Genomic DNA, 24,233 nt, shown 5'->3' with positions numbered 1-24,233 from the left:
TGGACTCGCCCGAGTTGGGCGACGGGCGCCGGCTGTCGCATCAGGGGTGGTAGATCGACTGGAGTTGTTGGTATGCGTGAAGCCCCTCGGGCCCCAGTTCGGTGCCGAGGCCACTGGCCTTCCTGCCTCCGTAGGGGGAGGTCAGGTCGGGCAGATAACCGTTGAGCCCGACGGTGCCGGTCCGCAGACGGCGGGCCACCTGGGCACCGTGGTCCAGGTCCGTGGTCCAGACGGTGCCGGCGAGGCCGTAGGCCGACTCGTTCGCCAGGCGGACCGCATCGTCCTCGCCGTCGTAGGGCGTGATCGTGAGGACCGGGCCGAAGATTTCCTCCTGCGCGATGGTCGACGAGTTCTCGACGTCGGTGAATACGGTGGGTTCGACGAACCAGCCCCGATCGAGGCCGGGTGGCCGGCCCCCTCCGGTGGTCAGCCGAGCCCCTTCGTTGAGGCCGGTCTTGATGTAACCCAGGACCCGTTCGCGCTGACGCTGGCTGACGAGCGGGCCGATCTGGGTGCCGGGGTCGAGTGCGTCACCGACGACGGCGTCACGGGCCATCGCCGTACAGAACTCGACCACTTCCCGATACCTGCTGCGGGGGGCCAGGATCCTGGTACTGGCGTAACAGGTCTGACCGTTGTTCAGCAGACTGGCCATGAAGAACTGCTCTGCGGTCGCGGTGAGGTCGGCGTCGTCGAGGACGACGGCGGCGGACTTGCCTCCCAGTTCCAGGGTCACCGGTCGCAGCAATTCGGCGCATGCGGCGGCGACTTGGCGTCCCGCTCTGGTGGATCCGGTGAACGACACCTTGTCGATGTCAGGATGGGAGACCAGATAGGCGCCGATGTCGCGGCCGCCCGGAACGATGTTGATCACGCCGTCGGGAATGCCCGCTTCCTCGACGGCCTCCGCCAGCAGCACCGAGTCGAGGACCGTCTCCGGAGCCGGCTTGAGGACGAGCGCGCAACCGGCCGCCAGAGCCGGGGCCATCTTGAAGAAGGCGATGGTCTGAGGGAAGTTCCAGGTCATGATGGCGGCTACGACGCCTGCGGGTTCCCGGCGGACCAGGGTGGTGCCACGGGGCAGTCCGGTGCGCAGTTCCTCGGACGTCATGCTGTCGGCCAGACCCGCGTAGTAGCGCAGCAGGGCTGACGGCACCACACCTTCGAAGGACCGGGCGACAGTGATCGGCATGCCGTTCTGCGCGCTGACGGCGGTGGACGTCGCCTCCTTCCTCGCCTCGAGCGCGTCCGCGAGACGGATCATGGCGGCCGCGCGATGTTCAGGGCCCCAGGAGGCCCAGCCGGCCGGTGCGTCGAATGCGGCACGAGCGGCTCCGACCGCTCGGTCGATGTCGTCCTGGGAACCGTCCGGTACGGCACCGAGATGATCGCCGGTGCTCGCGGATGCGACGTCGATGACACGGTCGCTGGACGTGTGCACCCAGCGTCCTCCGATGAACAGATGGTTGGGATCCATGGTGAACTCTCCCCACGGCATGCCATGGGACCACGACACTCCGTGGTGTTCGACAGGTGGATGACCAGCGGGCACGAGGGTGCTCAGCGCGGTACGCAGGCCGCTGACGGTCATGGTTTTCCTGCGCGGTGGCCCGGCGCGTCGAATCGGCGGGTGGGCCACGTCTGCGACGCCCCTTGCGCCTGGTGCCGGCCTTGGGGAGCGCTTTCATGATTCACAACTGAATAAATTCGACGTTACACCCATCTGGGGTAATCTGTCACCAGATGGGAAAAATATTGGCGAAATGGCCATAGACATGGCCGTCGGCCTATGGGGGAAGTCAGGCAGCCGGCTCAAGACCTCACAGGAGGCCCCTGAGCATAGTGGCGGCAGGCCGGCCCCCGGTGCATGACATCGCACCATGAGCAGTACGCCTCAAGGAGGTGGCACATCGTGAGGACATATGGCGGAGTCACGGCGGAAGAGCGCGCTTCGCTCCGCCGTCGGCGCCTCATGGAAAGCGGTCTGGAACTCTTCTCCAGCCGCGGATATGCCCACACCTCCATCCGTGCGGTACTCCGCCACGCCGGACTGAAGGACAGGTACTTCGCGGAGAGCTTCACATCCCTCGACGATCTCATGGCGGCGCTCATGAGGGACATCTACGAGGAGCAGATCACCCGGTGCGCCGGCGTGATCGCCACAGACCAGCCGCTGCGCGACCGGGCTCGAAACGTGATCGACGCCATCGTCGCGCTCTCTGTGGAAGAACCGAGAAAAGGGCGCGTCAAACTCACGGAATCCCTGGGAGCCGGTCCTCTCACAGCACACGAACGGCGTCTGGGCCTGCAGCGCATGAGCGGCCTCGTGGACTCCCTCTTGAGGGAAGGGCTTCACGATCCTCGGATGGACCCCGCCACCCTGTCCGTGGCCGTCGTGGGGGCCGTCAGCGAGATGCTGCTGAGCTGGTTCAACGGAGAGCTGGGCATCTCCAGGGAGGAACTGGTGGATCAGGGCCTCCTCCTCTTCGAGGCCATCACCGAGCACGCCTCGGAAACATCACGAGAATGACAGAGCAGCCGGCGTCAGCAGCTCCCAGCGACCATCCGGAACCGCCTTCCTGTCGACGGTGACTCAGGCGTTCACGAACGGGCCCTCGAGCTTCGGCGTCCCAGCACGAGCGGGGTTGCTCGTCAGCTCAGCAGAGATCGAGGCCGTGAGGCCAGGATCGCCTCGGCCTCGTCACCGATCGTCCGGAGCACTTCTGCGGCGGGACGGACGGCATTGACGAAGATCGCCGACTGGCCATAGAGAATCGCGCTCGTGTCAGGGTTGGGCGGGCCCTCCACGGGACTGACATTCTTGGGAGGCGCGAATTCCTCCTTGCGGTCCCGCAGAGCCGCCTCGCGCTCTGACCATTCATCGGTGAACCGATTGCGGCGAACTCGTTCACCGATGGTCTCCGGCCACGGCAGCCCCGACACGATGTCGTAGGTCCGTGTCCATACGGTGTCACTGCCGTCACTCTCCACGATCAGGCGCTTGTGGGCATCGTGTACCTCGATCGCTTCGGGCGTGGCGAGAAACGCCGTGCCCAGCCACGCGCCGTCCGCCCCGGCGGTGAGGACGGCCGCCAGTGTTCGGCCATCGCCAATTCCTCCTGCGGCCAGCACCGGAACATCGGGGTAACGCCTCACGATCCCGGCCAGGAACGGCAGAAGGCCCATCCTCCCGGTATGGCCACCGGCCTCCGTACCCTGCGCCACGAGGACATCGGCACCGGCGGCGACGGCCGCCTGCGCGTCATCGTAGTTCTGTACTTGGCACATCACCCGCGCTCCAACGGCCTTGGCACGAGCAAGCCACGGCTGCGGGTCCGCGAACGACAGCGCGATGACCTCTGGTCGCTCTTCCAGAGCGGCCTCGAAATGCGGTTCGGTGAAGGGGAGGAACGGCGTGATGAAGCCGACTCCGAAAGGGAGGTGGGTCGTAGCGCGGATGGTTGCGATTTCCGCATGGATCCAGTCCGGCCCTTTCCAGGGATGTGTACCCCCGAAGGAGCCGAGCCCGCCGGCCGCAGAGACAGCGGCGGCGAGTGTTCCGCCGCTGTGCAGTGCCATCGGGGCCACCATCACCGGGTAGGTGATACCGAACATTTCGGTGAATCTCGTATGCAACATGGGTCGACGCTAGCGAACACGGTGCGCCCAGCCTGCCGGCAGCGCGCCGACTCGCCCGCGCCGAGCTACTCGATCGCGGAAGCGGAACCACGGAGCCCGACCCGGCCGGATTTCTAGGTGATGTCGGCCGTGGAGCGTGGACGGCGATTTGTCATTCGACTGAATCGCAACGTACGAGAGGGAATGCTCGCGCTAATCTTCACGGACGGTGCGCTGGCCAAGGCCACGCTTCTTCTGCATTTCGCCGAGGAGCGGACCGACTGGCAGGCCGCGGGGATGCCGACGCAGGCGATCGACTGGAAGTACGCCATCGGGGCGGAGCCGACGGACACCGGGATCGACGCCAGTGTGCTGAGCATGTTGCGCATCCGGCCGGTCGGCCGGGCACGGCATGGAACGTGTCGTTTTCGATCGGCTGGGGGACTGAGACGAGACAAGGGCTGGGCGCGCCGCAGTAGTGCGACGCGGGCCCAGCCCCTGTCGGTCAAAGGGCGCCGCCGTCAGAAGGCGCCAGTGCCGTTGGGCCTGCCGAGGCCGGTCGGAGCGATGGGGCCGGGACGAGGAGTTGACCGGCCCGCGCCCGTGCCCGCAGTAGGGTCTGCACTCATTCGGCCGACGCCATCCGGTCAGCGACCGCCCCACGGGAGTCTGCGGACATGCCCGGGCTGTCGCAGGCGGCCCCGGCCGCATTGCGGTGTCCGTGGATCGCCGGCGTGTGCCGAGGAAGCGCGGTTCTCCGCGCCGCCTCGGCACACTGAGCCCGTCGGCCGGGTGGGCCGGCCGGGCGCTGTGCGGTCTGTCAGCCCATGTCCGTCAGGAGGGCGTTCAGTTCCTTCTCCTGCTGCGCAGGAGACATCGGCGGGTTCGAGTGATCGATGCCGAACGTCTTGAGCACCTTGTCCATCTGGGCGTCGATGGAGGTCCAGCCGGTCTGGTCCAGCGGCTGCAACGACGCCTGGTCGGCGTCCCACAGGTCACGCAGCGACTGGGCGGCCGCGTGTGCCCCGGTCTCGTTCCCCGAGCGTGCGTCCTTGAGCGAGGTGGAGGCGAGGGTCTTCAGTGCGGCGACCTTGGCGGGCGGGAACTTCTTCACCGCCTGGCCGGGAGCCATCCGGACGGCGGAGGTGTTGTCCTCCTCCGGCGCCGGGCCGACGTGGGGCTGGCCGTGGGCCCAGACCAGCAGGCCCGCGGTGGCGACGGCCAGCAGTCCGAAGCCGGCCAGCGCGGTGCGCTCCCTGCGCGGGTTGCTGGTGGCCGGTGCGGCGTGGGTCGCCTCGTGGGTCTCGGTCACGTCCGAGCGCGTCACCGTCAGGTAGACCACCGTCGCCAGGATCAGGCCGAGGAAGATCAGGCTGGTGGTGAACGTGCCCAGCGCGAGACCGGTCGGGTCGCCCGGGTTCTGGGCGACCTTGGGGGAGGCGAGCCAGTCGCCGATGTTCGCGCCCAGCGGGCGGGTCAGGATGTAGGCGAGCCAGAAGGACAGCACCGGGTTCGCGCCGAACCTCCACAGCGCCGTGATCGCCGCGATGAGGCCGAGCGGCAGCAACACGGAGATGCCCGGGCTCCAGCCGGTCAGCTCCAGAGTCCAGTCGCCGGTCGCGGTGCCGAGCGCGAAGGTGACGAGAACGGCGAGCCAGTAGAACGACTCACGCGGCAGCGTCGTGACCGAGTGGATCGACAGCGTGCGCTCACGCGCCCACCACACGCCGAAGACCACTGCGAGCAGCACCGAGAAGACCGCGGAACTGATCCACAGCGGCACGTTCAGCTGGTCGGTCAGGATGTCGGTGTACAAGGTGCCCGTGACGCTGACAACGACCACGGTCAGCCAGTAGGGGAAGGGGACGTACCGCTTCAGCCGCAGCTGGACGGCCAGGACCACCACGAACACCGCGGTGAAGATCCAGGCAGTGTTCACCAGGCCGACGCCAAGCTTCATGTTGATCCAGTCGGCGAAGCTCTCACCGACCGTCGTGCACAGGACTTTGATCACCCAGAACCAGATGGTGACCTCGGGGACCTTGTTGAGCAGGAGCCGCCCGTTGCGCGTGCGTGTTTCGGTTGTCGTTGTCATGCGGGGAGGTTTGCGCGGGGAACCTGCACACAACCTGACTACGTGGCCGCACGCGCGCCCGGGAGCGTCACCTCGACGTGACCGCGGCCGTCCGCGATCGCGCGGACCTCCACACCGGCCGAGGTGGCGATGCGCCGGACCACCGGCAGCCCCAGTCCGTACCCGCCGCCGCCGGTCACACCCGCTTCGAAGACCCGGTCGACCTCCGCGGGATCGAACCCGGGGCCGTCGTCCAGGACATCGACCACGATGGCCTCGCCCTGGTTGCGCGCGGTGATCCACACACGCGACCGCGCATGCCGCAGCCCGTTCTCCAGTAGGGGCGACAGCAGCGACACGGCGACATCGGCCGCCACGGCGACCTCGACCTTCGCGGGAAAGGCGACCTCGACCGCGCGGCCGGCGATCGCCTGCCGCGCGGCGGAGCGCAGATCGCACCGGGTCCCGGCGTCTGTCCGTGCGCGCGCGGCGCGCAGAATCGTCGTGATCGCCGCGTTGAGCCGTTCGACCTCGCTCAGCACCGCCTCCGGCGCCACCGGCTCGCCGGACAGCTGTGCCAGCTGTGCCTCGCCTTGCAGGACCGTGAGCGGTGTCCGCAGCTCGTGGGCGATCTCATCGGTGAGCCGACGCTCGTCCGCCAGCGCGTTGTCGACGCGCTCCAGGAGGTGGTCCAGGGTCCGCCCCAGTTCCCCGAACTCGTCGCGGGGGACTCCGAGGTCGAAGCGGCGTCCGGGTTCGTGATGGCCCCAGTCGTCGGCGAGGGCGGCCATCTCGTGCACGACCCGCAGCGCGCGGCGCACCACGAGGTGCGCGACACCGCCGGCGAGGAGGATCGTGAGGCCGCCCAGTATCAGCGACAAGGTCAGGCTGTGCTGCTCGGATGTCTCATACGGCGTGAGGTCCACCCGGACGATCACCATGACGTGGTGGCCGTCGAGCGGGACCTTCCGCGCGTACAGGAGGTAGTGGCCGACGGCGACGGTCTGCGATCGCCGTGAGCCTGCCAGCGCCTCGACGCGCTCGACCATGTTTGCCGGCACGTTCCCATCGATCAGGCGGCCGTCGGCGTACACCCAGGCGACCTCGTCCAGCGCCTCGCTGCTGTTCTCCGTCAGCACGACACGGCCGCCCACGGCGGTGACGTTCGCCGTGACCGCCTCGGCGCGGGTACGCGCCAGATCGTGCGCGTCGGCGTCCGTCACCCGGCTCAGCAGCACGTGCGAGACCACGACCAGTATCGCGACCACGGCGGTGGCGATCAGCACAGTAAGCGCGACGACCCGCTTGCGGAACCCCGTCACTGCCATCGGTAGCCCACGCCGCGGACAGTCGCCAGACGATCGGCCACACCCAGCGGACCGAGCTTGGTCCGCAGCCGGCGCACGAAGGAGTCGAGGGTGTTGTCGCTGACCTGCGCTCCGTGCGGCCAGCCGGCAGCGATGAGGGCGTGGCGGCGTACCGCGTCGCCCTGCGAGGCGATCAGGCGGCCCAGCAGCCGGAACTCGGTCGGGGTCAGGCTCATGCTCACCGAATCGTAGGTCACCACGTGCTTCGCCGGATCGAGGACGACCTCGCGCGGTGCGGGCGCCACGGTGGCCCGGCGCAGCAGCGCCCGGACGCGGACCAGCAGTTCCGGGACGTCGAAGGGTTTGGTCATGTAGTCGTCGGCGCCGGCCTCGAAACCGCCCACCTTGTGGTGCAGGCCGTCCAAGGCGGTGAGCATCAACACCGGCGCGTCGACGCCGCGAGCCCGCAGGGCCAGGCAGACGTCGCGGCCGTCGGCGTCCGGGAGCCCGAGATCCAGGACGACCAGATGGGGCGCCGGTGCGAGCTGCCGCAGCAGACTGTCGGCCGTGGCGGCGACGGAGACGGTGTGGCCGTCGTGCTCCAGGGCGCGCTTGAGGACGCCGCGGACCGCCGCGTCGTCTTCGCACACCATGATGAAAGCCACGTGCCGACCCTAGATACTCCCGTCCCCGTTCTCCATCTGCCTTGGTCAGCCGCCTGACGGTCGGGAGCAGGCCGCTGGTGCCGCACGGCCCTGCCCTGCCATGAAGCCGCGACGGTCGGGCTCGAGGGGCCGAGCCCGCAGCAGCGGTGTTCGCGGGAGGACCACTTGGGTCGCATGGACTCTGTGCAGGAGTACGTCGACTTCATTGCGCCACGTCACCGTTCGCTCTTCGACCGGGTGAGCGGGCTGACCTGGAGGAATTTTCGCAGGCGAGCGTGGCGCTGTCCTACGGAATGCCCACCGCCTCGACATCGGCGCGCTTGCGTTTCTCGCCCTCACGCTACGGCGGCGCGTCGTCTGTGTGCCCGGCTCCAAGGCCCCTCAGCTGACCAGGACGTTCGAAACATCCGTGCCTGGTCTGTACGTCGCTGGTGCGCTGGCCGCCCCGATGTTCGGCCCCATGATGTGCTTCGTCGCCGGAACGGAGTACGCCGCCGATCGCGTTGCCCGTGATGCCGCCCGATGGGGCGTCGCTCCATGAGCGTGGAGTGGCCTCCACGGAAATGGGGGGAGCGGAACAGTGGGAGTATTGCCGGCGTGACGGCAAGTACCAGTGACATCGAGAAGGCGGCTGAGGTGCTTCGCGCCGGCGGCCTGGTAGCCCTCCCGACCGAGACCGTCTACGGTCTGGGGGCCAACGCCGAGGACCCCTCCGCTGTTGCGCGCATCTTCCAGGTCAAAGGGCGTCCGCCCTCCCACCCGCTGATCGTCCACATCGGCGGCGCGGAGCAGCTGGACGACTGGGTCCAGGGCGTGCCCTCGGCGGCGCGGCTGCTGGCCGAACGCTTCTGGCCGGGGCCGCTCACGCTGGTGTTGCGGCGCGGTCGTCGGGTGCCCCTCGAAGCGACGGGTGGCTTGGAGACGGTGGCCGTGCGGGTGCCCGACCACCCTGCTGCCCTCGCGCTGCTGTCGGCCTTCGGCGGCGGTGTCACGGCCCCGTCCGCCAACCGCTTCGGCCAGGTCAGCCCCACCACCGCCGACCACGTCCGTGCGGAGCTCGGCGAGGCGGTCGACTTTGTGCTGGACGGCGGCCCCTGCAAGGTCGGCGTCGAGTCGACCATCGTCGACGCCACGGGCGAGATTCCGAGCATCCTTCGGCCTGGCGGAGTGACACGCGAGGATCTCGAAGCGGTGCTCGGGCACCCGCTCGCGGTCCCCTCGACGAGCCGTGTCCGGGTGCCGGGCCAGCATCCGTCGCACTACGCGCCGCGTGCACGGGTCGTCCTCGTCGAGCCCGAGAAGGTCGTCGCCGAAGCGGAGCTCGCCCAGGAGCAGGGGCACCAGGTGGGCGTTCTTCTTCCCCTCGCCTTCACCCACGCCCCGGTGAAGGCGCACGCCGTGGTGACGGTCCCCGCTTCCATGGCCGCCTACGCGCGCAGCCTGTACGGGTTCCTGCGCGAACTCGACCAGCAGGGGTGCGACCTCATCGTCGCGTCCCTGCCGGCGGAGGAAGGGCTGGGACTGGCGATCGCCAACCGGCTCCGTCGCGCCGCGGGGCCCCGGCCCTCCTCGGTCCCCGGCCTCCAGCAGCACTGATCACCGGGGTGGCCGACAGCGGGTTTCACCGCATGGGGGCGGCAGCCCTGCTCAGGCCGTGGGAGGCGACCAGTTGTGCACTGCCGTCGGCCAGGCGGTAGGACAGCCCCACCACGGCAAGTCGGCCGGCGGCCACTCGCTCGGCCAGCACGCGGGAGCGTTCCAGCAGCAGATCGACGGTGAGCCTTACGTGCTCGGCCAGGATCTCCTCGGGCTGCTCGCGTCCGGCCGCACGGGCCGCCAGCACACTCGGGGTCACCCGCTCGACGACGTCACGGACGAAGCCGGCGGGCACTCGGCCGCCGTCGGCGGCGGCCCGGGCAGCTGCGACGGCCCCGCACGAGTCATGCCCCAGCACCACGACCAGCGGGCAGTCCAGCACACTCACGCCGTACTCGATACTTCCCAACGCCTCCGCGCCGACGACATGCCCGGCGTTACGCACCACGAACAGATCCCCGAGCCCCCGGTCGAAGATGATCTCGGCGGCCAGCCGGGAATCGGAGCAGCCGAACAGCACCGCGAAGGGATTCTGAGCCGGGGCGGTCTCGGCGCGGCGTGCGGCGTCCTGGTTGGGGTGCTCGGGCGAGCCGGTGACGAACCGGTGGTTGCCTGCCAGCAGCATCTCGAAGGCATCATCGGGAGTCGGCGTCAGGGTCTCAGTCATGGCGGAAGGCTACGGCCGACCGCGCTGAATCGCGCGGCCGGGTCCACGGATGGCGGCCTGTGCTCCTTCCGCGGCCCGCACTCCCGGACCCCATCGCGGTGTCGCTCTCGGTGGGCCTCCTCGGTGCGCTGCGCAGCCGCTCGGCCCACAACGGCCGCTGGGCCAGGGACACCACACAGCGAGAAGGGCCCCGTCCGGCGCACGCCGGACGGGGGTCCGCAGCCGCCACCCCCGCTGCCTCGGCAGGCGCGGCAACTGGGCCTTTCGTAGATTGAAGAGGAGGGGGTGCAACTCGCAGGGACATACGTGTGACGGCACCGGAGATCGACTACACGGCGGTGTTCTCCGTCCTTCCGAGCCCGTGCCTGATGCTGGGCACGGACCTGGTGATCGCCGCTGCCAACCCGGCCTTCTGCGAGGGGACCGGGCGGAGTCGGGCCGAGCTGGTCGGGCAGTACCTCTTCGACGTCTTCCCGGACAACCCCGCCGACCCGGAGGCCGACGGGATGGAGACGCTGAAAGCCTCGCTGCACCGGGTTCTGGCCTCGGGCCAGACCGATCACATGGCGCTGCAGAGGTACGACATCCCTGTCGTCGGCAACCCCGAGGTGTTCAAGGAGCGGTGGTTGACCGCGATCAACGTGCCCATCCTCGGCCCGGACGCAAAGGTCGTCTGGATCCTCCACCGGTCCGAGGACATGACCGACGTCGTCCGCGCCCGCCGCACGGAGGATCTGCCATCGGTCAGCCCCGGCCGGGAAGCGGCCATGGAAGCCGAGCTGTACGCCCGGGCACGGCAGCTGCAACAGCTCAACGAGGAACTGCAACAGGCGCACGCCCGTGAACGGCGCATCGCCGTCGCCCTGCAGGAAACCATGCTCCACACCCCGGACCTGGCCCGGCACCCGGACATCGCCGTGCGCTACCTGCCCGCGGTCGGAGCACTGAACGTGTGCGGCGACTGGTACGACACGGTCGACCTGCCCCGCGACCGCTTCGCCGTCGCGGTCGGCGACGTGGTCGGCCACGGGCTGACGGCTGCCACCGTCATGGGCAGGCTCCGCAGCGCGCTGAGCGCCGCCACCCGCACCGTCCACGGCCCCGCCCAAGCCCTGGAGGTCCTGGGCCTGTACGCCCGCTCGGTCGAGGGAGCCCTGGCCGCCACCGCCGTCCAGGTCCTCGTCGACTGCCACAGCCACCTGCTCATCTACAGCAGCGCCGGCCACCCCCCGCCCGTCCTGCTGCACCCCAACGGCGCCTGCGACCTGCTCGACCAGGCCACCGACCCACCACTGGGCGCCCGCCCCGAACACCTCCCCCGCCCCCAGGCCAACAAGACCTACACCCCGGGCGACACCCTCATCCTCTACACCGACGGCCTGATCGAACGCCGCGGTGAAGACATCGACGCCGGCCTGACCCGTCTGATCGTTATGCTCGCCACCTGCACCGGGTTCGGCCCGGAACACCTCGCGGACGCCCTCCTGGCCGGCCTGGACCTCACCAGCGGCGCAGGCGACGACATCGCCATGGTCGTCGTCCGCCTGGACGCAACGACCCGACGGCCCTGACCGGGACGGTGCTGGAGATCGTGATGACCGTGTGCCGGAGCTTCGCTGTTCACTGCGCACCGGTGGCAAGCGGATCACGGCCGCCTCTTGCCGGCCGAGACCTGGGCGTGACGCGGTCGGTCGGCAGATGATTTGGTCAAGTCACGAACAGCTGGGGACAGCCGCAGTTGCAGTTGCCGCAGAACGTGGCGACGGGTTCCAGCCCGCTGGTGTCGGTCATGCTGATCCACCTCCGTGGGATGGGGTTGCGGCACTCCGGCGTCCGGACGGAACGGACGGAACGGTGGGTGGCCGCAGGGGACTGCCCTGGCCCTCTACCGGGGCATCACCCGTTTCCTCGTCGAGGACACCGCCGACTGGACCGGCACCCGCTCCGCCCTCCAACGCGCATGTCGGCAACGGGCTTACGGCGTCATCCAGCGCACCCGCGCCTGGGGCACCCTGATCGCCGAACACCACCCCCGCGCGGTACGCCTCTCCATCCATCCCCAGCCCGTCGGCGCCCCGAAATTCGGCATCCGCCTCCTCGACGCCCCCGACGCCTGGACGACCCCTTGGCACTCCGCCGCCTTGCGCCGTAGCGACAGGCGGGCAGGCCGCGGGCGGCCCGTCGCGCCCGGGCCCATCTGCGTCCGGGCCACGGCACGAATCAGCCACGTAATCCGGCTGATCGGTCACCGCGATACCTCGACGCGGCCTGATCACGGCGGTGCGACAGCTGGCCATGGGGCTACCCGCCGCATGTGAGGAGCGGAAGGGGAAGGCCCGCTGAGCTCTCCGAGTCCCGGCTCGGAGAGCTCAGCTCTTTCCAGCCGTGTGCTGTGCAGCACAGGTATGTGGAGAAGGGGGCCGGGCAAAAGGACATGCGTCCCCGCTCCGCTGACACCTCCGGTGATACGCATGGCCTCTCCCGCGCTCCCTGGCCGAGATCCCAGCGCCGGCCCCCGCGTCGACAGCCTCGTGCAGGAGGTCGAGCGGCTGCGGGCGGAAAATGAGCAGCTGCAGCGAGCGGTCGCCTCGCACGCGGTTGTCGATCAGGCCATCGGGGTCCTCGTGACGATGGCGAGGATCAGTCCCGAGGACGGATTCACAGTGCTGCGAGAGGTCTCACAGCACACCAACACCAAGCTGTCCTCGATCGCTGAGCAGATCATCAAGCAGGCGCAGGGCGCCGATGTGCCTGAGACAACCCTGGCCGAAGTCCACGCTGCCCTCGGTCGCAGGAGGTGACCGGGGCGGGCAGCCGAGCGGGGCGATGTCAGGCGGGGCCGGCGGGTCACACACGCCCCCACTCGATCGTCCACTCGTGCCGACGGCACATCCAACCCGCACTGGCCCAGACCCGTTGCCACCCCCGCTCGTACCAGCACCTGCACGGTGCACGCCCCGCGTCCCTGTACTGGCCCTCATCCAGCGCATGGGCATCGCCCCCACCGTGCAGGGCAGCACTACGGGCCAAAATCTTGGTGTGCCAGTATCACCCACATGGGCGAAGGGCGAATACCGGACACTGAAACACCGTCGACCGGCGAGCTGTCGGTCGTGCCCACCTCCACCGACGGCATCCGCGTACTGACACTGGCCGGTGAAATCGACCACGATACCGGCGAGGCGCTCCGTAAGGCCCTGGACGTCTCCGGCATCGTCCGGCCCCGCATCGTGGCCGACATGCGGCAAGTTGCCTTCATGGACTCCAGCGGCATCAACATCCTCATCGCCGCCCACCAAGCCGTCACCGCGGCAGGGGGCTGACTGCGACTGGCCGCACCCGCCCCAGCCGTCCTGCGCACCCTGCAGATCGTCGGCGTCGACGAGATCATCGACTGCCGCCCCACTCTGCGGGACGCGCTCAGCTTCTGACGCACCCCGCCGGACGCGCGCTGCGCTCGCTTCGCGGGCAGAAGCTCTCTTGATCTGCGCGATCGAGTTGGTGCTGGACGGCTGCGGAAACGACCGGGCGGGCCGGGAAGCGTCGATGGCTTCCCGGCCCGCCGGGTGAAAGGTGCCGGTGTCGGTCAGGCGCCTGTTGCTGCCGCGTAACGGGCAGCGACGTCTTCCCAGTTGACCAGGTCCCACAGCTTGGTGACGTAGTCGGGGCGGACGTTCTTGTACTGCAGGTAGTAGGCGTGCTCCCAGGCGTCGAAGACCAGCAGCGGGGTGGTTCCCTGGCCGACGTTGCCGTGGTGGTCGTAGACCTGCTCCACGATCAGACGACGCCCGAGCGGCTCCCACGCGAGCACACCCCAGCCCGAGCCCTGCACGGAGGCGGTCGCCGTGGTGAGCTGCTTCTTGAACTGCTCGAAGCCGCCGAAGTGTTCGTCGATCGCATCGGCCAGCGGTCCGTCGGGGCGGTCGCCGCCGTCCGGGGAGAGGTTCTGCCAGAAGATCGAGTGGAGCACGTGCCCGGACAGGTTGAACGCGAAGGTCTTCTCCAGCCCCACCAGCTGCGTGGGAGCGAGCTGGTCCTTCTCGCGGGCCTCGGCGATCTGCTCCAGGGTGTCGTTCGCTCCCTTGACGTAGGCGGCGTGGTGCCTGGCGTGGTGCAGCTCCAGGATCTGCCCGGTGATGGCCGGCTCGAGCGCGGCGTAGTCGTAGGGCAGGTCGGGAAGCGCGTAGGTGCCCATCAGGCACGTCCCCTTTCCACTCGGGTGATCGTTCGAGCACAGCCTACGCACTTATTGCGAAGAAGTTGCAACAGCTTCATTGATGCAGCAGCATGGTTCCTGGCGGGGTCGGCCCGTCAGCTTTCGGTAGTGCGGCATCCGCGTGATGCTGTCCTTCCCGATAGGTGATCGTCATCTCACCCGGCGCCCGCCGGACCCGGCCGACCCCGCGCTCGCACGCCCGCGGTTCTGCGCCAGCCCGTAGGAGCAGGTTGAAGCTGCCGTTTCATCCCGGTGATGTGATCGTTGAAGGAGGCGAGGCCCTGCCTCTCCTCCAGGTGGGGGCTGCGCCCGCGCTCTGATGCAGCCCCCACTGCACCACTCGGGCGTATCCACAACCTCATGCCTGACTGATCAGCGCAGATCTCGTTGGTTCCCGCAGGAGGGAAGACATGGGGCACTGGGTGTATGAGTGAGGCCGTGTTCCGCGAACGCCCTGGCGGCCTGGGCATCGTGGACGGGTTCGTGCGGGCGAGCGTCGACGAGGTGATGATGGTGGCCCGCTTCCGGTGGGTGGCCGGCGGCGACCCGTCGATGGTGGCACCGATGGTGCTCGAGGCGGCCGGAGAACACCTTCCACCAGCGGCCGGTGAGGCAGGCAGCCAGTGAGGAAGAACGGCGAGCCGGAGGCCGGCGGCGACGAACAAGCCGAACCTGAGGTCTGCGACCTGTGCGGGGCTGTGGTCTTCGACAGCACCGAGTGGTACGCGCTGGTGCGGGACTCCTCCGCGGTCCACGCGGCTTCAGGCAGCCTCCGGCCGCCGCTCGTTCGAAACGGCCCTCGACGGGGAGCCCGATTCCTGCGCCCCACCAGGAATCAGCCGCAGATGGCGCCGCCTGCGGGCGTGGCCCGGGATGGAGGATGGCCCGGACAGCCAGTCCTCGACACGATCCATGACCAACAGCAACAAACCCAGCGTGGGCAGCACCGAGACCGCTATGACGATCACAACGACACGTCCCTTCCTCGGCAAGCGACCCCCACCGGGTGCCCGCGTCAACCGCATCGCCCACGGACGCGTGTAAGGATCACGTGAAAGTCGGCGCGCCAGTGGGCGGTGACCCGGGAGCGCGGCCCGCGCAGCAGGGCATTCCTCCCACCGCGGGATGGCCGCGCCTTTGCTGCGCCACGATGCAGGTCGCGGCCCGCGACGAGATCATCGACTGCTACGCCGCCGTCCGCCACGCCGTGCTCTGACGCTGCACTGAGGCGCGTCTGGTGCGTAGGCGGGGCTGTGAGGGTTACCCGGCGTATATGGCGAGGCTGCATCTTCCAGGACGGAAAGCGCACCCCGGCAGCGGCGAGGCGCAGGGACGTGAGGCGCCGACGCCCGAGGAGGTCGGGCCCGGGCCCGAGGTGGAGCGTCGGGCACCGGACGCGCCGACGAAGCTGCCCAAGCGGGCCTGGGGCGCTGTACTCAAGGGCGCTTTGCGGGAGTTCAAGGACGACGAACTGACCGACCGCGCGGCGGCCCTGACGTACTACGCCGTGCTGGCGCTGTTCCCGGCACTGCTGGTGCTGGTGTCACTGCTGGGCATCACCGGCAAGTCGACCACGTCCGCGGTGCTGGCCAACCTCAAGCACCTCGCTCCCGGTTCCGCGCGCACCATCATCACGGGCGCGGTTCAGCAGTTGCAGAACCACGCCGGCATCGGGTCGATCATGGCGCTGGTCGGTCTCGTGCTGGCGGTGTGGTCCGCGTCGGGCTATGTGGCGGCGTTCATCCGGGCGGCGAACGCCGTCTACGACATGCCGGAGGGCCGCCCGGTGTGGAAGATCCTTCCGATACGTGTCGGGGTGACGCTTGTGCTGCTGGTGCTGGCCGTGGTCAGCGCGCTGCTGGTGGTGTTCAGCGGTCCCCTGGCCCAGCGGGCCGGCACGGTGCTGGGCCTTGGGCACACGGCGATCACGGTGTGGTCGATCGCCAAGTGGCCCGTCCTGGTCGTCCTGGTCACCGTCATGATCGCGATCCTGTACTGGGCGAGCCCGAACGCGAGGGTGAAGGGGTTTCGGTGGATCACCCCGGGCAGCTTCCTCGCCCTGGTGATCTGGATGATCGCCTCCGGAGCCTTCGCGTTCTACGTCGCCAATTTCGCCTCCTACAACAAGACCTACGGCACCATGGCCGGCGTCATCGTCTTTCTCGTGTGGCTGTGGATCACCAACCTCGCCGTCCTGCTGGGCCTGGAGTTCGACGCGGAGACCGTACGCCAACGGGCCATCGCGGGCGGCCTGCCGACCGACACCGAGCCCTACACCGAGCCCCGCGACACCCGGAAATGGGACGAAGAGGACCGGCGCCGCCTGGGCGACGCGTGACCCCAGGTACGGCCAGTGCGGCTGGGCCATGTACGCCGCCAGGGCGTCGGGTACGTGGCCGCCGTTAGTCCTCGTCGCCGCCGCCGGAGTGGCCGGTTTCCAGGGAGGTGAAGGAGCCCTTGCGGGCGAGGGCTTCGCGGGCGCCGATATCCAGGAAGAACACCAGGTCCGGTTCGGTCAGGTGGGCGAAGACCTGTGCGGCGAGGCGCGTGGGGACCTCGGGGTTGAGCGCGTAGCGGGCGAGGGATCTTGTGGTGCGCGTTGTCGAGGATCACGTGGGTGCCTGCGGTGAGCGCGAAGCCGTGCCGAAGACGCAAGCTCTGCGGCGCAGGGACTGGGGAGGGTGCGGAGCCAGGAGGACGCCCTCTCGCATCGGTCGCACGTACGCGCGGGAGAACTCGTACTCGGACCCACGAGGGTTCCGGCGGTGCCGGCGTGTCGTGCTGTGAGAGCCCGCAGCCGCCGGGTTCCCCCGGCCGTGTGAGATTTCGTGAGACGTGAGAGGGTCTGGGGCGTGAGTGAGACACCGTCGAACACCCTGCAATACCGCTTTGACGGGCCAGAAGAGGCTCCCGTCCTGATCCTGGGACCCTCACTGGGTACCACCTGGCACAGGTCGTAACGATCGTCCATGGGTGTCCAGCCGCTCCGGGGCGCGCATAAAATTGCAGGTCAGATCCCTATGGTTCGCGGGTGTCCGCTCAGTTCGTGACAGCGGCGTGAGAGAGGGCGAAGCAGTGAAGCCCTTCCGGGAACCATCCCCCGACGGGGCTTCTGCTCGGAGCCATGAGACGAAGCCCCGCCGGAGCGCTCCGGCGGCGCTTCGCTGTGATCTCGACTGTGCTTGCGCGCATGACCGCGTTCGGCTCCGCACACAGTGCGCGCTCCTGCGATGCTCGCGGGACGCTGGATTTGCGATTGCGCCCATCTGGGAGGGGAGCCGTAAGACGACGCAGCCGCGCCGGGAAGCCGACGGGGCTGTTCCAGCCGCTGGGTCTCACCGGATCACTTCAGCCGGGCACCGGGACAAGGCGCTGGAGTACGGCAAGGGCATCTGGATGCGTTACAGCTGCCGACTCACGCAAGCGGTTCGACGGGACTGCCTCCTGGTTCAGACAGGGCGGCGAGATCATCTACCGTCGGCGCCGGTGCGTCATGCTCGGGCGCTGCTGATACGGGCTCGCCGCAGTGGCGCTCCTGCTCGGTGGAGGCTGGCGAGTGCTTGCCGGTAGGAGGCGATCAGTCCGGTTTCCAGATAGTCGACTCCCAAGTCCTGGCAGTAGCGGCGGACGATGGGCCGGGCCCTGCGCAGGTGCGGGCTGGGCATGCTGGGGAACAGGTGGTGTTCGATCTGGTGGTTCAGGCCGCCCAGGGCGAGGTCGGTGAACCAACTGCCGCGTACGTTGCGTGCGGTGAGGACCTGGCGGCGCAGGAAGTCGGGGCGGTCCTTGCCGGTCAGGATCGGCATGCCCTTGTGGTTGGGGGCGAACAGACAACCGAGGTACAGGCCGAACAGGCACTGGTGGACGGCCAGGAACGCGATCGCCATGCCGGGTGGGAGGACGATGAACACTGCGGTCAGGTAGGCGGCGGTGTGCCCGTAGAGCAGCGTGCCGTCCAGGGCGCGGTTCTTCAGGGCGCGGTTGCCCAGTGCTCGCGCGCTGGAGACATGAAGGTTGACCCCTTCGAGCAGGAGCAGGGGAAAGAAGAGGAACGCCTGCCGACGGCCGATGATCCTCGGCAGTCCGGTCGCGGCGCGGGCCTGGTCCTGGGACCACACCAGCAGGTCCGGGGCGATGTCGGGGTCGAGGTCCTCGTGGTTGGGGTTGGCGTGGTGGCGGGTGTGTTTGTCCTGCCACCATCCGTAGCCCATCCCGATCGCGGCCCCGGCGATGCGGCCGGCCGTTTCGCTGGGCCGGCGCCGGCGGAAGACCTGGCGGTGCGCGACGTCGTGGGCGAGCAGAGCCACCTGCCCGAACATCACGGCGAGGAACGCGGCGAGCGCCAGGGTCCACCACCCGGCGCCGATGACGACGAACGCGCTCCAGCCCCCGGCGTAGGCGACGGCCACGACGATGGACCGGACGGTGTAGTGGCCGGGGCGCCGGTTCATCAGGCCGGCCTCGGCGATCTTCTTCGACAGGCGGGCGAAATCACTGCCACCTGCGGGGGGAGGCGGGCGACGGCGCGGGGTATGCGTGGTCATGGTCTCGGAGTGTCCTTCCCGGCTGACGGGCCGCATCCGGTCGTGCGGTGTACGCCGGATGCGATGCGGCGGCCGGGTACCCACATCCCTGCCTTCGGACCGGCACCCGATGCTCGTCGGTCGGAGCTCCGGATGTCGCGGGCTTTGACGTAAGGCCCCCACGGAGGGTGGCTGCTGTCGATGAACCTGCCGCGCTGGCAATCGGGGCGAAGCGGCATGACAGGGGTATAAGACACTAGCCTCGGGCCATGGTGACGCGTACCCGGCTGTATCACGACGGCACTCTGGTCCTGGAGGGCTTTCCCGCCAGTGACGTCTCTGCGCATCTCGCTGATCCGGCGTCGGTCCTGTGGCTGGACCTGCACCGGCCCGGAGCCGCTGAACTCACCATGCTCGGTCAGGAGTTCGGCATCCACGAACTGGCTCTGGAGGATGCCGCTCACCATGGACAGCGGCCGAAACTCGACCGCTATCGCACCCACGAGTTCCTCAGCGCCTACGCCGTGACCGTCAGCCCGGACGGTGCGGAACTGACGTACAGCGAGATCGCCGTATTCCTCACCAGTCAGGCCATGATCACCGTCCGCAAGGACGACGGCCTCGACATCGAGGACGTCGTCGCCCGCTGGGACGAGAGCCCGGACCTGGCCGACCACGGCGTCGGATTCCTGCTGCACGGTCTGCTCGACCATCTCGTGGACGGACACTTCGCCGCGGTCCAGCAGTTGGACGACAGCGTCGAGGAGCTGGAGGGTCTGCTCTTCGCGGCCGGGCGCCGTGAGATCGAAGCCGTGCAGCGCCGGGTTTTCGCACTGCGTAAGTCGCTCGTCCAGCTGCGCCGCGTCGTGCTCCCGATGCGTGAGGTGGTCAACACCCTCATGCGCCCCGGCCTGCACCTGATCAACGACCCTCTCGCCCCGTACTACCAGGACGTCTACGACCACGTGCTGCGTGCCACCGAGTGGACGGAATCGCTGCGGGACCTGGTGGCCTCGGTCATGGAGACGAACCTCTCGGTCCAGGCCAATCGCATGAACCTGATCATGAAGAAGGTGACGAGCTGGGCCGCGATCATCGCCGTACCCACCGCGATCACCGGCTACTACGGCCAGAACCTCCCCTATCCCGGTTTCGGCCGCGAGTCGGGATTCATCACCTCCGCCGCAGTCATCGTGATCCTGTCCGCATTGCTGTATCTGACGTTCAAGCGCAAGGACTGGCTCTGACCGGCATCGGCACCAGCGACCAGGTCCTGAAGGTAGGAAACTGCCTGGTCATCCCGGGCTTTTCGGACCGGTTAGCGGAGTAGTGTTGAAGACACCGGGAGTTCTTCGCGCACCGGCTCCGACGCGGGTGCCGTTCCCGGTGATCGACAGCGCCGGGCCGCACCCACGAGCCCGGGGACAGGTCCGCGCCATGGCTGTGACCATTGACCGTACGACATCGATCAGATGTGCGCCGCCGCAGCCGGCCCGGCTGTCCCTGACGCCCGCGCCGGGCGGGCTGGACGGTATGTGGTGGCCTCGCTCCCGTGCCTTCACCCGTGAGCTGCCGTCGTTGACGGCCGCATTGGGCGATCTCTGGGGTCGTATCACGGGTGTCACCGTGCACCCGGCCTACTGGCCCGTCCTGCCGCACTGGGTGTCCTACGCCGGGCGCACCGTGCAGGTGGGCTGGTCCACCGAGGAGCAGGATCCCCACAGACTCACTCTTTTCTCCGCTGACGGCCGCCGGGACGTGCTGGTGATTCCGCCGGAAACCGGTGCGGATGCCGCCGCGCAGTTGATGGTCGGCGACGGCGTCGATGCCTCGGCCCGGGAGCAAGCAGCAGACAGGATCGATGCACGAAACAGGGAAGAAGCCTGGGAGGCCGACGGCGGAGCAGGTCGACCGTCGTCCCTGCCCCGGCCCATCGGCTCGGCAGGGCCTTCGCCCGCCGGTCGGCGGAGGTGAGATCCCATGCTCGTCATCGCCGTGGCCGTGCTGCTCGTCCTGATCGCCGTCGGAGTCGTTCTGATCCACCGGCTCAACGGCCAGCACGCCGAACGGATCGCTGCCTTCCACTACAGCGATGTTCTGCCGGGGATCGGGCGTCGGCCCCGGAGACACCGTCGGTCGGTGGATGCGACCGTTCCGACGCGCCCCACCGCGACGGCGACCGCGGATGACATCGGCTTCGGCCCGACCGTGGGCAGTAGAGGAAGGCGCGTCATGGCGATGTTGCGGGACCGGAAGACGTACCGCGAGAGGATCATGCAGGCTCTGTACCAGGCCGCCGAGGGCAATCGCCTCCTGGGTGTCGATGGGGCGAAGCTCCGCACGGACCTGGGTATCCCTGAGCAGGACATGGCCGCTGCCTGTATGTACCTGGCAGGTGAAGGCTGGGTCGTCGTGGACTGGGAGAGGGGCAACACGCCCGGGATGATCACGCTGACGCACCAGGGGATCCGGCAGATGGAGACGGAAGAGGAAGGGCGTGGCTGAACCGCCGCGTCGGCTTCTCGGACCGAAGTGAACCCTCGCAAGGATTGCTTATGGCGGATTAGTCCCTTTGACGTAACCTGGAAAGCGGGTCGGCGCACGCTCACGTGCAATGACCCGGAAGGGCGGCTCCGGCGGGTATACGCCGGAGCCGTTGCCTGTTTCCGCAACCGCGCCTGCGGCGAAGCGCTCGCGGGCGCGTCGTGCGGAGTACCGTGAGGTAGCAGGGTCGTATCGTGGTCGCACGCCGTGCGGTCGCACTGCTCTCTGCGGACGGGCGGACACCATGGCAGGCTCAGACACCCCCGACTTCCCCAGGCTCCTGCCGGACGCCGTGCACCGGTCGGTGAAACCCGGAACGGCCCTGCTGCGACTGGAGACCACCCACGCACGCGAGGGAATCCTGGACGGCGCATGGTGGCCGCGGTCCCGGGACATCGGTGCCGAGCTTCCCTCGCTGATCTCCGCGTTGACCGAGCATCTCGGGCCTGTCACCCGGGTCGGTCTGGACGGCAGCGCCTGGGACGAACTGCCGACCCGGGTGATGGTCGACGACCGGGTCGTGCACATCGACTCCTTCCCGGTCGGTGACGACACCGTCCTCATCACCCGAGGCGAAGGGGACCTTTTCTCTCTGTTGCTGGTTCCTCCGGACACGTCGCCCGACGCGGCACGCGCCGCGATGGCCAGGGCCGTACGGGCCGAAAACGTCACCGAGGCCAGGCAGATCCTCATCGAAACGGGCAGCGACACGCCACCTACGCCGGCCTGACACGTCCGTCGCAGATCGACTCCCCACCCGGCCTGGACGCTAGATGCGGGCGAACTCCTCCGTCTGCTGGGCGAATTCCCGGGCCATGGCAGCGCTGACCGTGGGCTTGGTGTCGCAGATCGTGTCCAGGTAGTCGTCGGTGGTGGGGGTGGTCCGGGTTCCGGTGTCGAAGGTGCGCTCGAACTGGGCCTGGGAGACGGTACGCGCCGCGTGGGCGATGTCGGCGGGGGTGAACCCCTCACTGGCGGACGCGAGTACCGCGCTGTCGGCCCGCGTGCCCGCTCGGGCCAGGTAGCTCTCCCACAGTGCGGTCCTGGCGGTGTGGTCGGGAGGGCCGATCGGCAGCACGTAGTCGAAGCGGCCGTGCCGCAGGAACGCGGAGTCGAGCGTGGTCACGTTGTTCGTGGCGCAGACGAGCAGCCGTCCGTCCTGGCTTCGGAACCGGACGATCGCCTTGAGCAGTTCGTTGACGACGCCGACGGCGGTCGCGTCCGCGCCGCCGCGTTCGCCGGCGACCTCCTCGACCTCGTCGATGAAGACGAGGACGTGGTCGAGCCGGGCGATCTCGTCGAAGCGCCGGTTCAGCCCGGTCGCCAGGCCGTACTCGGCGGCCAGACGGGCGGGGAACAGCTCTAGGAAGGGCCATCCCAGGCGGCTGGCGATCGCGTGCGCGAACGTGCTCTTGCCGGTCCCGGGCGGGCCGAACAGCATCACCGCCCGTGGCGGTTCCACTCCGTGCTGGGCGGCCAGTTCGGGATGGGCCAGCGGCAGGACCAGGCGCCGCTCGATGAGCTGCTTCTCCCGTTGCATGCCCGCGACCTTCTGCCAGAGCCCCCCTGGCGGCAGCTCCGCTCCGAGCGAGGACAGCGTGCCGGCCGACTGCGGGGTCACCGGTCCGCGTTTCTCGAAGAAGACCAGCCCGGGGCGGGCGCCGAAGTCGCAATTGCGCAGGGCGGTGGCACCGGTCTCGCCCTCGGGCAGGGCGGCGTGCACCGCGCGGACGCCGGCGGCGAAGACGCGTTGCTCAAGGGCGGTGATCAGGGCACTGCCCAGCCCGCGCTGCCGCCAGGTGGGCGCCATGCAGATGCGCAGGATCCATGCCCGTTCGCCCTCCACCCTGCTTACCGCGGCGCCGATCAGCACGTCGTCGGCCGTGGCCACCACGGCCGGGTGGCGGGTCTGGAGGGCCGTCACGGCGTCCGAGAGTGGGAAGAGCGGCGGCTCCTCGGTCGTGCCGCTCTGCATGTCGACACGGATCACCGCTTCGAGATCGTCCTGGGTGTAGTCCCTGACCCGCCAACCCGTCATGATCAGCTCCGCGTGTTCGGCCGTACCCCCATCATCAGCCGGTGCCCGGAGGATGCGCGCGACAGGCGACGGTCACGAATCCTCCCTGGTGCCACGGATCGCTCGGGCCGTAGTCGGCTTCACGCCGCGGTGCCGGGCGCGCTGCCTGCCGGGCTGAGGGACGTGTGGGTGCGGCCGGTGCCGGCCGGTGGCGCTGCCGCGGCGGGTGCGGCGGCAGCGGTTTCCCGGGCGAGGAAGGAGCCGAGCTCGCCGATCGTGCTCATGAGGGGGGCCGGGAAGACGACGGTGGTGTTCTGGTCGACACCGATCTCCACCAGGCTCTGGAGATTGCGCAGTTGAAGCGCCAGGGGGTGGGCCATCATGGTGTCCGAGGCGTCGCCGAGCGCGGCTGCGGCCAGGGACTCACCCTCCGCGTTGATGATCTTCGCTCGCTTCTCCCGCTCGGCCTCGGCCTGGCGGGCCATGGCGCGCTTCATGGTGTCGGGCAGCTGGATGTCCTTGAGCTCGACCAGGGTGACCTGCACACCCCAGTCGACGGTGGTGACGTCCAGGATCTGGCGGATGTCCAGGTTGATACGGTCCGTCTCCGACAGCGTCTCGTCGAGCGTGTGCCGGCCGACGACCTTCCGCAGGGTGGTCTGGGCGATCTGGTTGATCGCCGCGTTGACGTTCTCCACGGCGACGACCGACTTCACGGCGTCGACGACCCGGAAGTAGGCGACCGCCGACACGTCCACGCTCACGTTGTCCCGGGTGATGATGCCCTGGGACTGGATCGGCATGGTGACGACCCGCAGCGACACCCGGTACAGGGCGTCGACGAACGGGATGATGAACCGCAGTCCCGGGGAGCGTGTTCCGGCGAGTCGGCCGAAGCGGAACAGCACTCCCTTCTCGTACTGCTTGACGACCTTCACGGACAGGGCGAGGGCCAGGACGGCCAGAAGACCGATCACGACGATGAGAACGATCAGGGCTTGCATGT

At 68.8% G+C, this 24,233-nt stretch carries 22 protein-coding genes and 2 pseudogenes; 14 read left to right on the top strand and 10 right to left on the bottom strand.

Translation table 11 applies throughout. The annotated features are described in order from the left end of the window. Positions 1–40 precede the first annotated feature (40 nt). Positions 41–1,477, bottom strand: coding sequence for an aldehyde dehydrogenase (locus SY2F82_RS07090; RefSeq protein WP_200418086.1), 1,437 nt, complete (start codon positions 1,475–1,477; stop codon positions 41–43). A 435-nt stretch (positions 1,478–1,912) separates the two neighbouring features. Here SY2F82_RS07090 and SY2F82_RS07085 point away from each other — a divergent pair, with 435 nt between their 5' ends. Then, positions 1,913–2,530 (top strand): TetR/AcrR family transcriptional regulator, encoded by a 618-nt coding sequence (locus SY2F82_RS07085; protein ID WP_200418085.1) that lies wholly within the window; start codon positions 1,913–1,915, stop codon positions 2,528–2,530. Between the two features lie 122 nt (positions 2,531–2,652). Here SY2F82_RS07085 and SY2F82_RS07080 read toward each other — a convergent pair whose 3' ends face one another. The 4 genes from SY2F82_RS07080 to SY2F82_RS07065 form a co-directional block, all read right to left on the bottom strand. Then, complete coding sequence (locus SY2F82_RS07080) at positions 2,653–3,639, bottom strand: nitronate monooxygenase family protein (protein WP_200418084.1); 987 nt, start codon at positions 3,637–3,639, stop codon at positions 2,653–2,655. A gap of 799 nt (positions 3,640–4,438) precedes the next feature. Continuing rightward, on the bottom strand, positions 4,439–5,713 hold the full coding sequence (locus SY2F82_RS07075) for a hypothetical protein (RefSeq protein WP_200418083.1): 1,275 nt from the start codon (positions 5,711–5,713) through the stop codon (positions 4,439–4,441). Between the two features lie 38 nt (positions 5,714–5,751). Continuing rightward, complete coding sequence (locus tag SY2F82_RS07070; protein WP_200418082.1) at positions 5,752–7,020, bottom strand: HAMP domain-containing sensor histidine kinase; 1,269 nt, start codon at positions 7,018–7,020, stop codon at positions 5,752–5,754. Further along, positions 7,011–7,664, bottom strand: a complete 654-nt coding sequence (locus SY2F82_RS07065) for a response regulator transcription factor (RefSeq protein WP_200418081.1) — start codon at positions 7,662–7,664, stop codon at positions 7,011–7,013. Before SY2F82_RS07065 ends, SY2F82_RS07070 begins: the two co-directional genes overlap by 10 nt. Positions 7,665–8,261: 597 nt before the next feature. Here SY2F82_RS07065 and SY2F82_RS07060 point away from each other — a divergent pair. Next, a complete protein-coding gene (locus SY2F82_RS07060; RefSeq protein ID WP_236041245.1) occupies positions 8,262–9,260 on the top strand; it encodes an L-threonylcarbamoyladenylate synthase in 999 nt (332 codons plus the stop codon). 25 nt (positions 9,261–9,285) lie between these two features. Here SY2F82_RS07060 and SY2F82_RS07055 read toward each other — a convergent pair whose 3' ends face one another. Next, positions 9,286–9,927 (bottom strand): carbonic anhydrase, encoded by a 642-nt coding sequence (locus tag SY2F82_RS07055; protein WP_200418079.1) that lies wholly within the window; start codon positions 9,925–9,927, stop codon positions 9,286–9,288. Positions 9,928–10,235: 308 nt separating this feature from the next. Between SY2F82_RS07055 and SY2F82_RS07050 the strand changes: the two genes are divergently transcribed. The 4 genes and pseudogenes from SY2F82_RS07050 (at position 10,236) to SY2F82_RS07035 (ending at position 13,250) form a co-directional block, all read left to right on the top strand. Continuing rightward, positions 10,236–11,498, top strand: a complete 1,263-nt coding sequence (locus SY2F82_RS07050; protein ID WP_200418078.1) for a PP2C family protein-serine/threonine phosphatase — start codon at positions 10,236–10,238, stop codon at positions 11,496–11,498. 300 nt (positions 11,499–11,798) lie between these two features. After that, positions 11,799–12,245, top strand: a pseudogene (locus SY2F82_RS07045) (L-tyrosine/L-tryptophan isonitrile synthase family protein); the annotation flags it as partial. 153 nt (positions 12,246–12,398) lie between these two features. Beyond that, the gene (locus SY2F82_RS07040; RefSeq protein WP_200418077.1) at positions 12,399–12,728 is read left to right on the top strand and encodes an ANTAR domain-containing protein; all 330 of its coding nucleotides are present in this window, start codon (positions 12,399–12,401) and stop codon (positions 12,726–12,728) included. A 255-nt stretch (positions 12,729–12,983) separates the two neighbouring features. Further along, positions 12,984–13,250 carry an STAS domain-containing protein gene (locus tag SY2F82_RS07035; protein ID WP_308437752.1) on the top strand — a complete coding sequence of 89 codons (267 nt, stop codon included), beginning with the start codon at positions 12,984–12,986 and terminating at the stop codon, positions 13,248–13,250. A gap of 263 nt (positions 13,251–13,513) precedes the next feature. Here SY2F82_RS07035 and SY2F82_RS07030 read toward each other — a convergent pair whose 3' ends face one another. Next, on the bottom strand, positions 13,514–14,122 hold the full coding sequence (locus SY2F82_RS07030; protein WP_200418076.1) for a superoxide dismutase: 609 nt from the start codon (positions 14,120–14,122) through the stop codon (positions 13,514–13,516). Between the two features lie 447 nt (positions 14,123–14,569). Between SY2F82_RS07030 and SY2F82_RS07025 the strand changes: the two genes are divergently transcribed. From SY2F82_RS07025 to SY2F82_RS39810, 4 genes and pseudogenes are all read left to right on the top strand, one after another. Continuing rightward, on the top strand, positions 14,570–14,770 hold the full coding sequence (locus SY2F82_RS07025; RefSeq protein ID WP_200418075.1) for a hypothetical protein: 201 nt from the start codon (positions 14,570–14,572) through the stop codon (positions 14,768–14,770). A gap of 424 nt (positions 14,771–15,194) precedes the next feature. After that, positions 15,195–15,359: a hypothetical protein gene (locus SY2F82_RS07020; RefSeq protein ID WP_200418074.1), complete on the top strand. Its 165-nt coding sequence runs from the start codon at positions 15,195–15,197 to the stop codon at positions 15,357–15,359. A 57-nt stretch (positions 15,360–15,416) separates the two neighbouring features. After that, entirely contained in the window at positions 15,417–16,481 is a 1,065-nt protein-coding gene (locus SY2F82_RS07015; protein WP_200418073.1) for a YihY/virulence factor BrkB family protein, read from the top strand. Positions 16,482–16,995: 514 nt separating this feature from the next. After that, positions 16,996–17,094 (top strand): annotated as a pseudogene (locus SY2F82_RS39810) (3-oxoadipate enol-lactone hydrolase); the annotation flags it as partial. Between the two features lie 540 nt (positions 17,095–17,634). Here the strand turns inward: SY2F82_RS39810 and SY2F82_RS07005 are convergent. Then, positions 17,635–18,687, bottom strand: coding sequence for an acyl-CoA desaturase (locus tag SY2F82_RS07005; protein WP_200418072.1), 1,053 nt, complete (start codon positions 18,685–18,687; stop codon positions 17,635–17,637). A gap of 248 nt (positions 18,688–18,935) precedes the next feature. Here SY2F82_RS07005 and SY2F82_RS07000 point away from each other — a divergent pair, with 248 nt between their 5' ends. From SY2F82_RS07000 to SY2F82_RS06985, 4 genes are all read left to right on the top strand, one after another. Further along, positions 18,936–19,913, top strand: coding sequence for a magnesium transporter CorA family protein (locus SY2F82_RS07000; protein WP_200418071.1), 978 nt, complete (start codon positions 18,936–18,938; stop codon positions 19,911–19,913). Between the two features lie 190 nt (positions 19,914–20,103). Next, complete coding sequence (locus SY2F82_RS06995) at positions 20,104–20,640, top strand: DUF5994 family protein (RefSeq protein WP_030645391.1); 537 nt, start codon at positions 20,104–20,106, stop codon at positions 20,638–20,640. Positions 20,641–20,646: 6 nt separating this feature from the next. Then, a complete protein-coding gene (locus tag SY2F82_RS39805; RefSeq protein WP_373304000.1) occupies positions 20,647–21,171 on the top strand; it encodes a hypothetical protein in 525 nt (174 codons plus the stop codon). 283 nt (positions 21,172–21,454) lie between these two features. Continuing rightward, positions 21,455–21,940, top strand: a complete 486-nt coding sequence (locus SY2F82_RS06985) for a DUF5994 family protein (RefSeq protein ID WP_069777876.1) — start codon at positions 21,455–21,457, stop codon at positions 21,938–21,940. Between the two features lie 39 nt (positions 21,941–21,979). On the opposite strand, the gene SY2F82_RS06980 is transcribed toward SY2F82_RS06985, so the two are convergent. Together SY2F82_RS06980 and SY2F82_RS06975 are read right to left on the bottom strand one after the other, a co-directional pair. Further along, entirely contained in the window at positions 21,980–23,248 is a 1,269-nt protein-coding gene (locus tag SY2F82_RS06980; protein WP_200418070.1) for an ATP-binding protein, read from the bottom strand. 119 nt (positions 23,249–23,367) lie between these two features. Beyond that, positions 23,368–24,231, bottom strand: coding sequence for a slipin family protein (locus tag SY2F82_RS06975; protein WP_200418069.1), 864 nt, complete (start codon positions 24,229–24,231; stop codon positions 23,368–23,370). Positions 24,232–24,233: the final 2 nt, after the last annotated feature.

Origin of the sequence: Streptomyces sp. Y2F8-2 (assembly GCF_014905555.1) — a bacterium.
GTDB classification, from domain to species: Bacteria; Actinomycetota; Actinomycetes; order Streptomycetales; family Streptomycetaceae; genus Streptomyces; species Streptomyces cynarae.
The sequence above is the reverse complement of the archived record's forward strand: the minus strand, read 5'-3'. Positions and strand labels throughout refer to the sequence as shown.

What these genes read in the sequence shown, in the direction of transcription:
- SY2F82_RS07025 (WP_200418075.1), top strand. Translation starts at nt 14,570, where the DNA reads ATGAGTGAGGCCGTGTTCCGCGAACGCCCTGGCGGCCTGGGCATCGTG.
- SY2F82_RS07005 (WP_200418072.1), bottom strand. Translation starts at nt 18,687, where the DNA reads ATGACCACGCATACCCCGCGCCGTCGCCCGCCTCCCCCCGCAGGTGGC.
- SY2F82_RS07040 (WP_200418077.1), top strand. Translation starts at nt 12,399, where the DNA reads ATGGCCTCTCCCGCGCTCCCTGGCCGAGATCCCAGCGCCGGCCCCCGC.
- SY2F82_RS07080 (WP_200418084.1), bottom strand. Translation starts at nt 3,639, where the DNA reads ATGTTGCATACGAGATTCACCGAAATGTTCGGTATCACCTACCCGGTG.
- SY2F82_RS06985 (WP_069777876.1), top strand. Translation starts at nt 21,455, where the DNA reads ATGGCAGGCTCAGACACCCCCGACTTCCCCAGGCTCCTGCCGGACGCC.
- SY2F82_RS06975 (WP_200418069.1), bottom strand. Translation starts at nt 24,231, where the DNA reads ATGCAAGCCCTGATCGTTCTCATCGTCGTGATCGGTCTTCTGGCCGTC.
- SY2F82_RS06995 (WP_030645391.1), top strand. Translation starts at nt 20,104, where the DNA reads ATGGCTGTGACCATTGACCGTACGACATCGATCAGATGTGCGCCGCCG.
- SY2F82_RS07000 (WP_200418071.1), top strand. Translation starts at nt 18,936, where the DNA reads ATGGTGACGCGTACCCGGCTGTATCACGACGGCACTCTGGTCCTGGAG.
- SY2F82_RS07055 (WP_200418079.1), bottom strand. Translation starts at nt 9,927, where the DNA reads ATGACTGAGACCCTGACGCCGACTCCCGATGATGCCTTCGAGATGCTG.
- SY2F82_RS07035 (WP_308437752.1), top strand. Translation starts at nt 12,984, where the DNA reads ATGGGCGAAGGGCGAATACCGGACACTGAAACACCGTCGACCGGCGAG.
- SY2F82_RS06980 (WP_200418070.1), bottom strand. Translation starts at nt 23,248, where the DNA reads ATGACGGGTTGGCGGGTCAGGGACTACACCCAGGACGATCTCGAAGCG.
- SY2F82_RS07090 (WP_200418086.1), bottom strand. Translation starts at nt 1,477, where the DNA reads ATGGATCCCAACCATCTGTTCATCGGAGGACGCTGGGTGCACACGTCC.
- SY2F82_RS07075 (WP_200418083.1), bottom strand. Translation starts at nt 5,713, where the DNA reads ATGACAACGACAACCGAAACACGCACGCGCAACGGGCGGCTCCTGCTC.
- SY2F82_RS07030 (WP_200418076.1), bottom strand. Translation starts at nt 14,122, where the DNA reads ATGGGCACCTACGCGCTTCCCGACCTGCCCTACGACTACGCCGCGCTC.
- SY2F82_RS07070 (WP_200418082.1), bottom strand. Translation starts at nt 7,020, where the DNA reads ATGGCAGTGACGGGGTTCCGCAAGCGGGTCGTCGCGCTTACTGTGCTG.
- SY2F82_RS39805 (WP_373304000.1), top strand. Translation starts at nt 20,647, where the DNA reads ATGCTCGTCATCGCCGTGGCCGTGCTGCTCGTCCTGATCGCCGTCGGA.
- SY2F82_RS07015 (WP_200418073.1), top strand. Translation starts at nt 15,417, where the DNA reads ATGGCGAGGCTGCATCTTCCAGGACGGAAAGCGCACCCCGGCAGCGGC.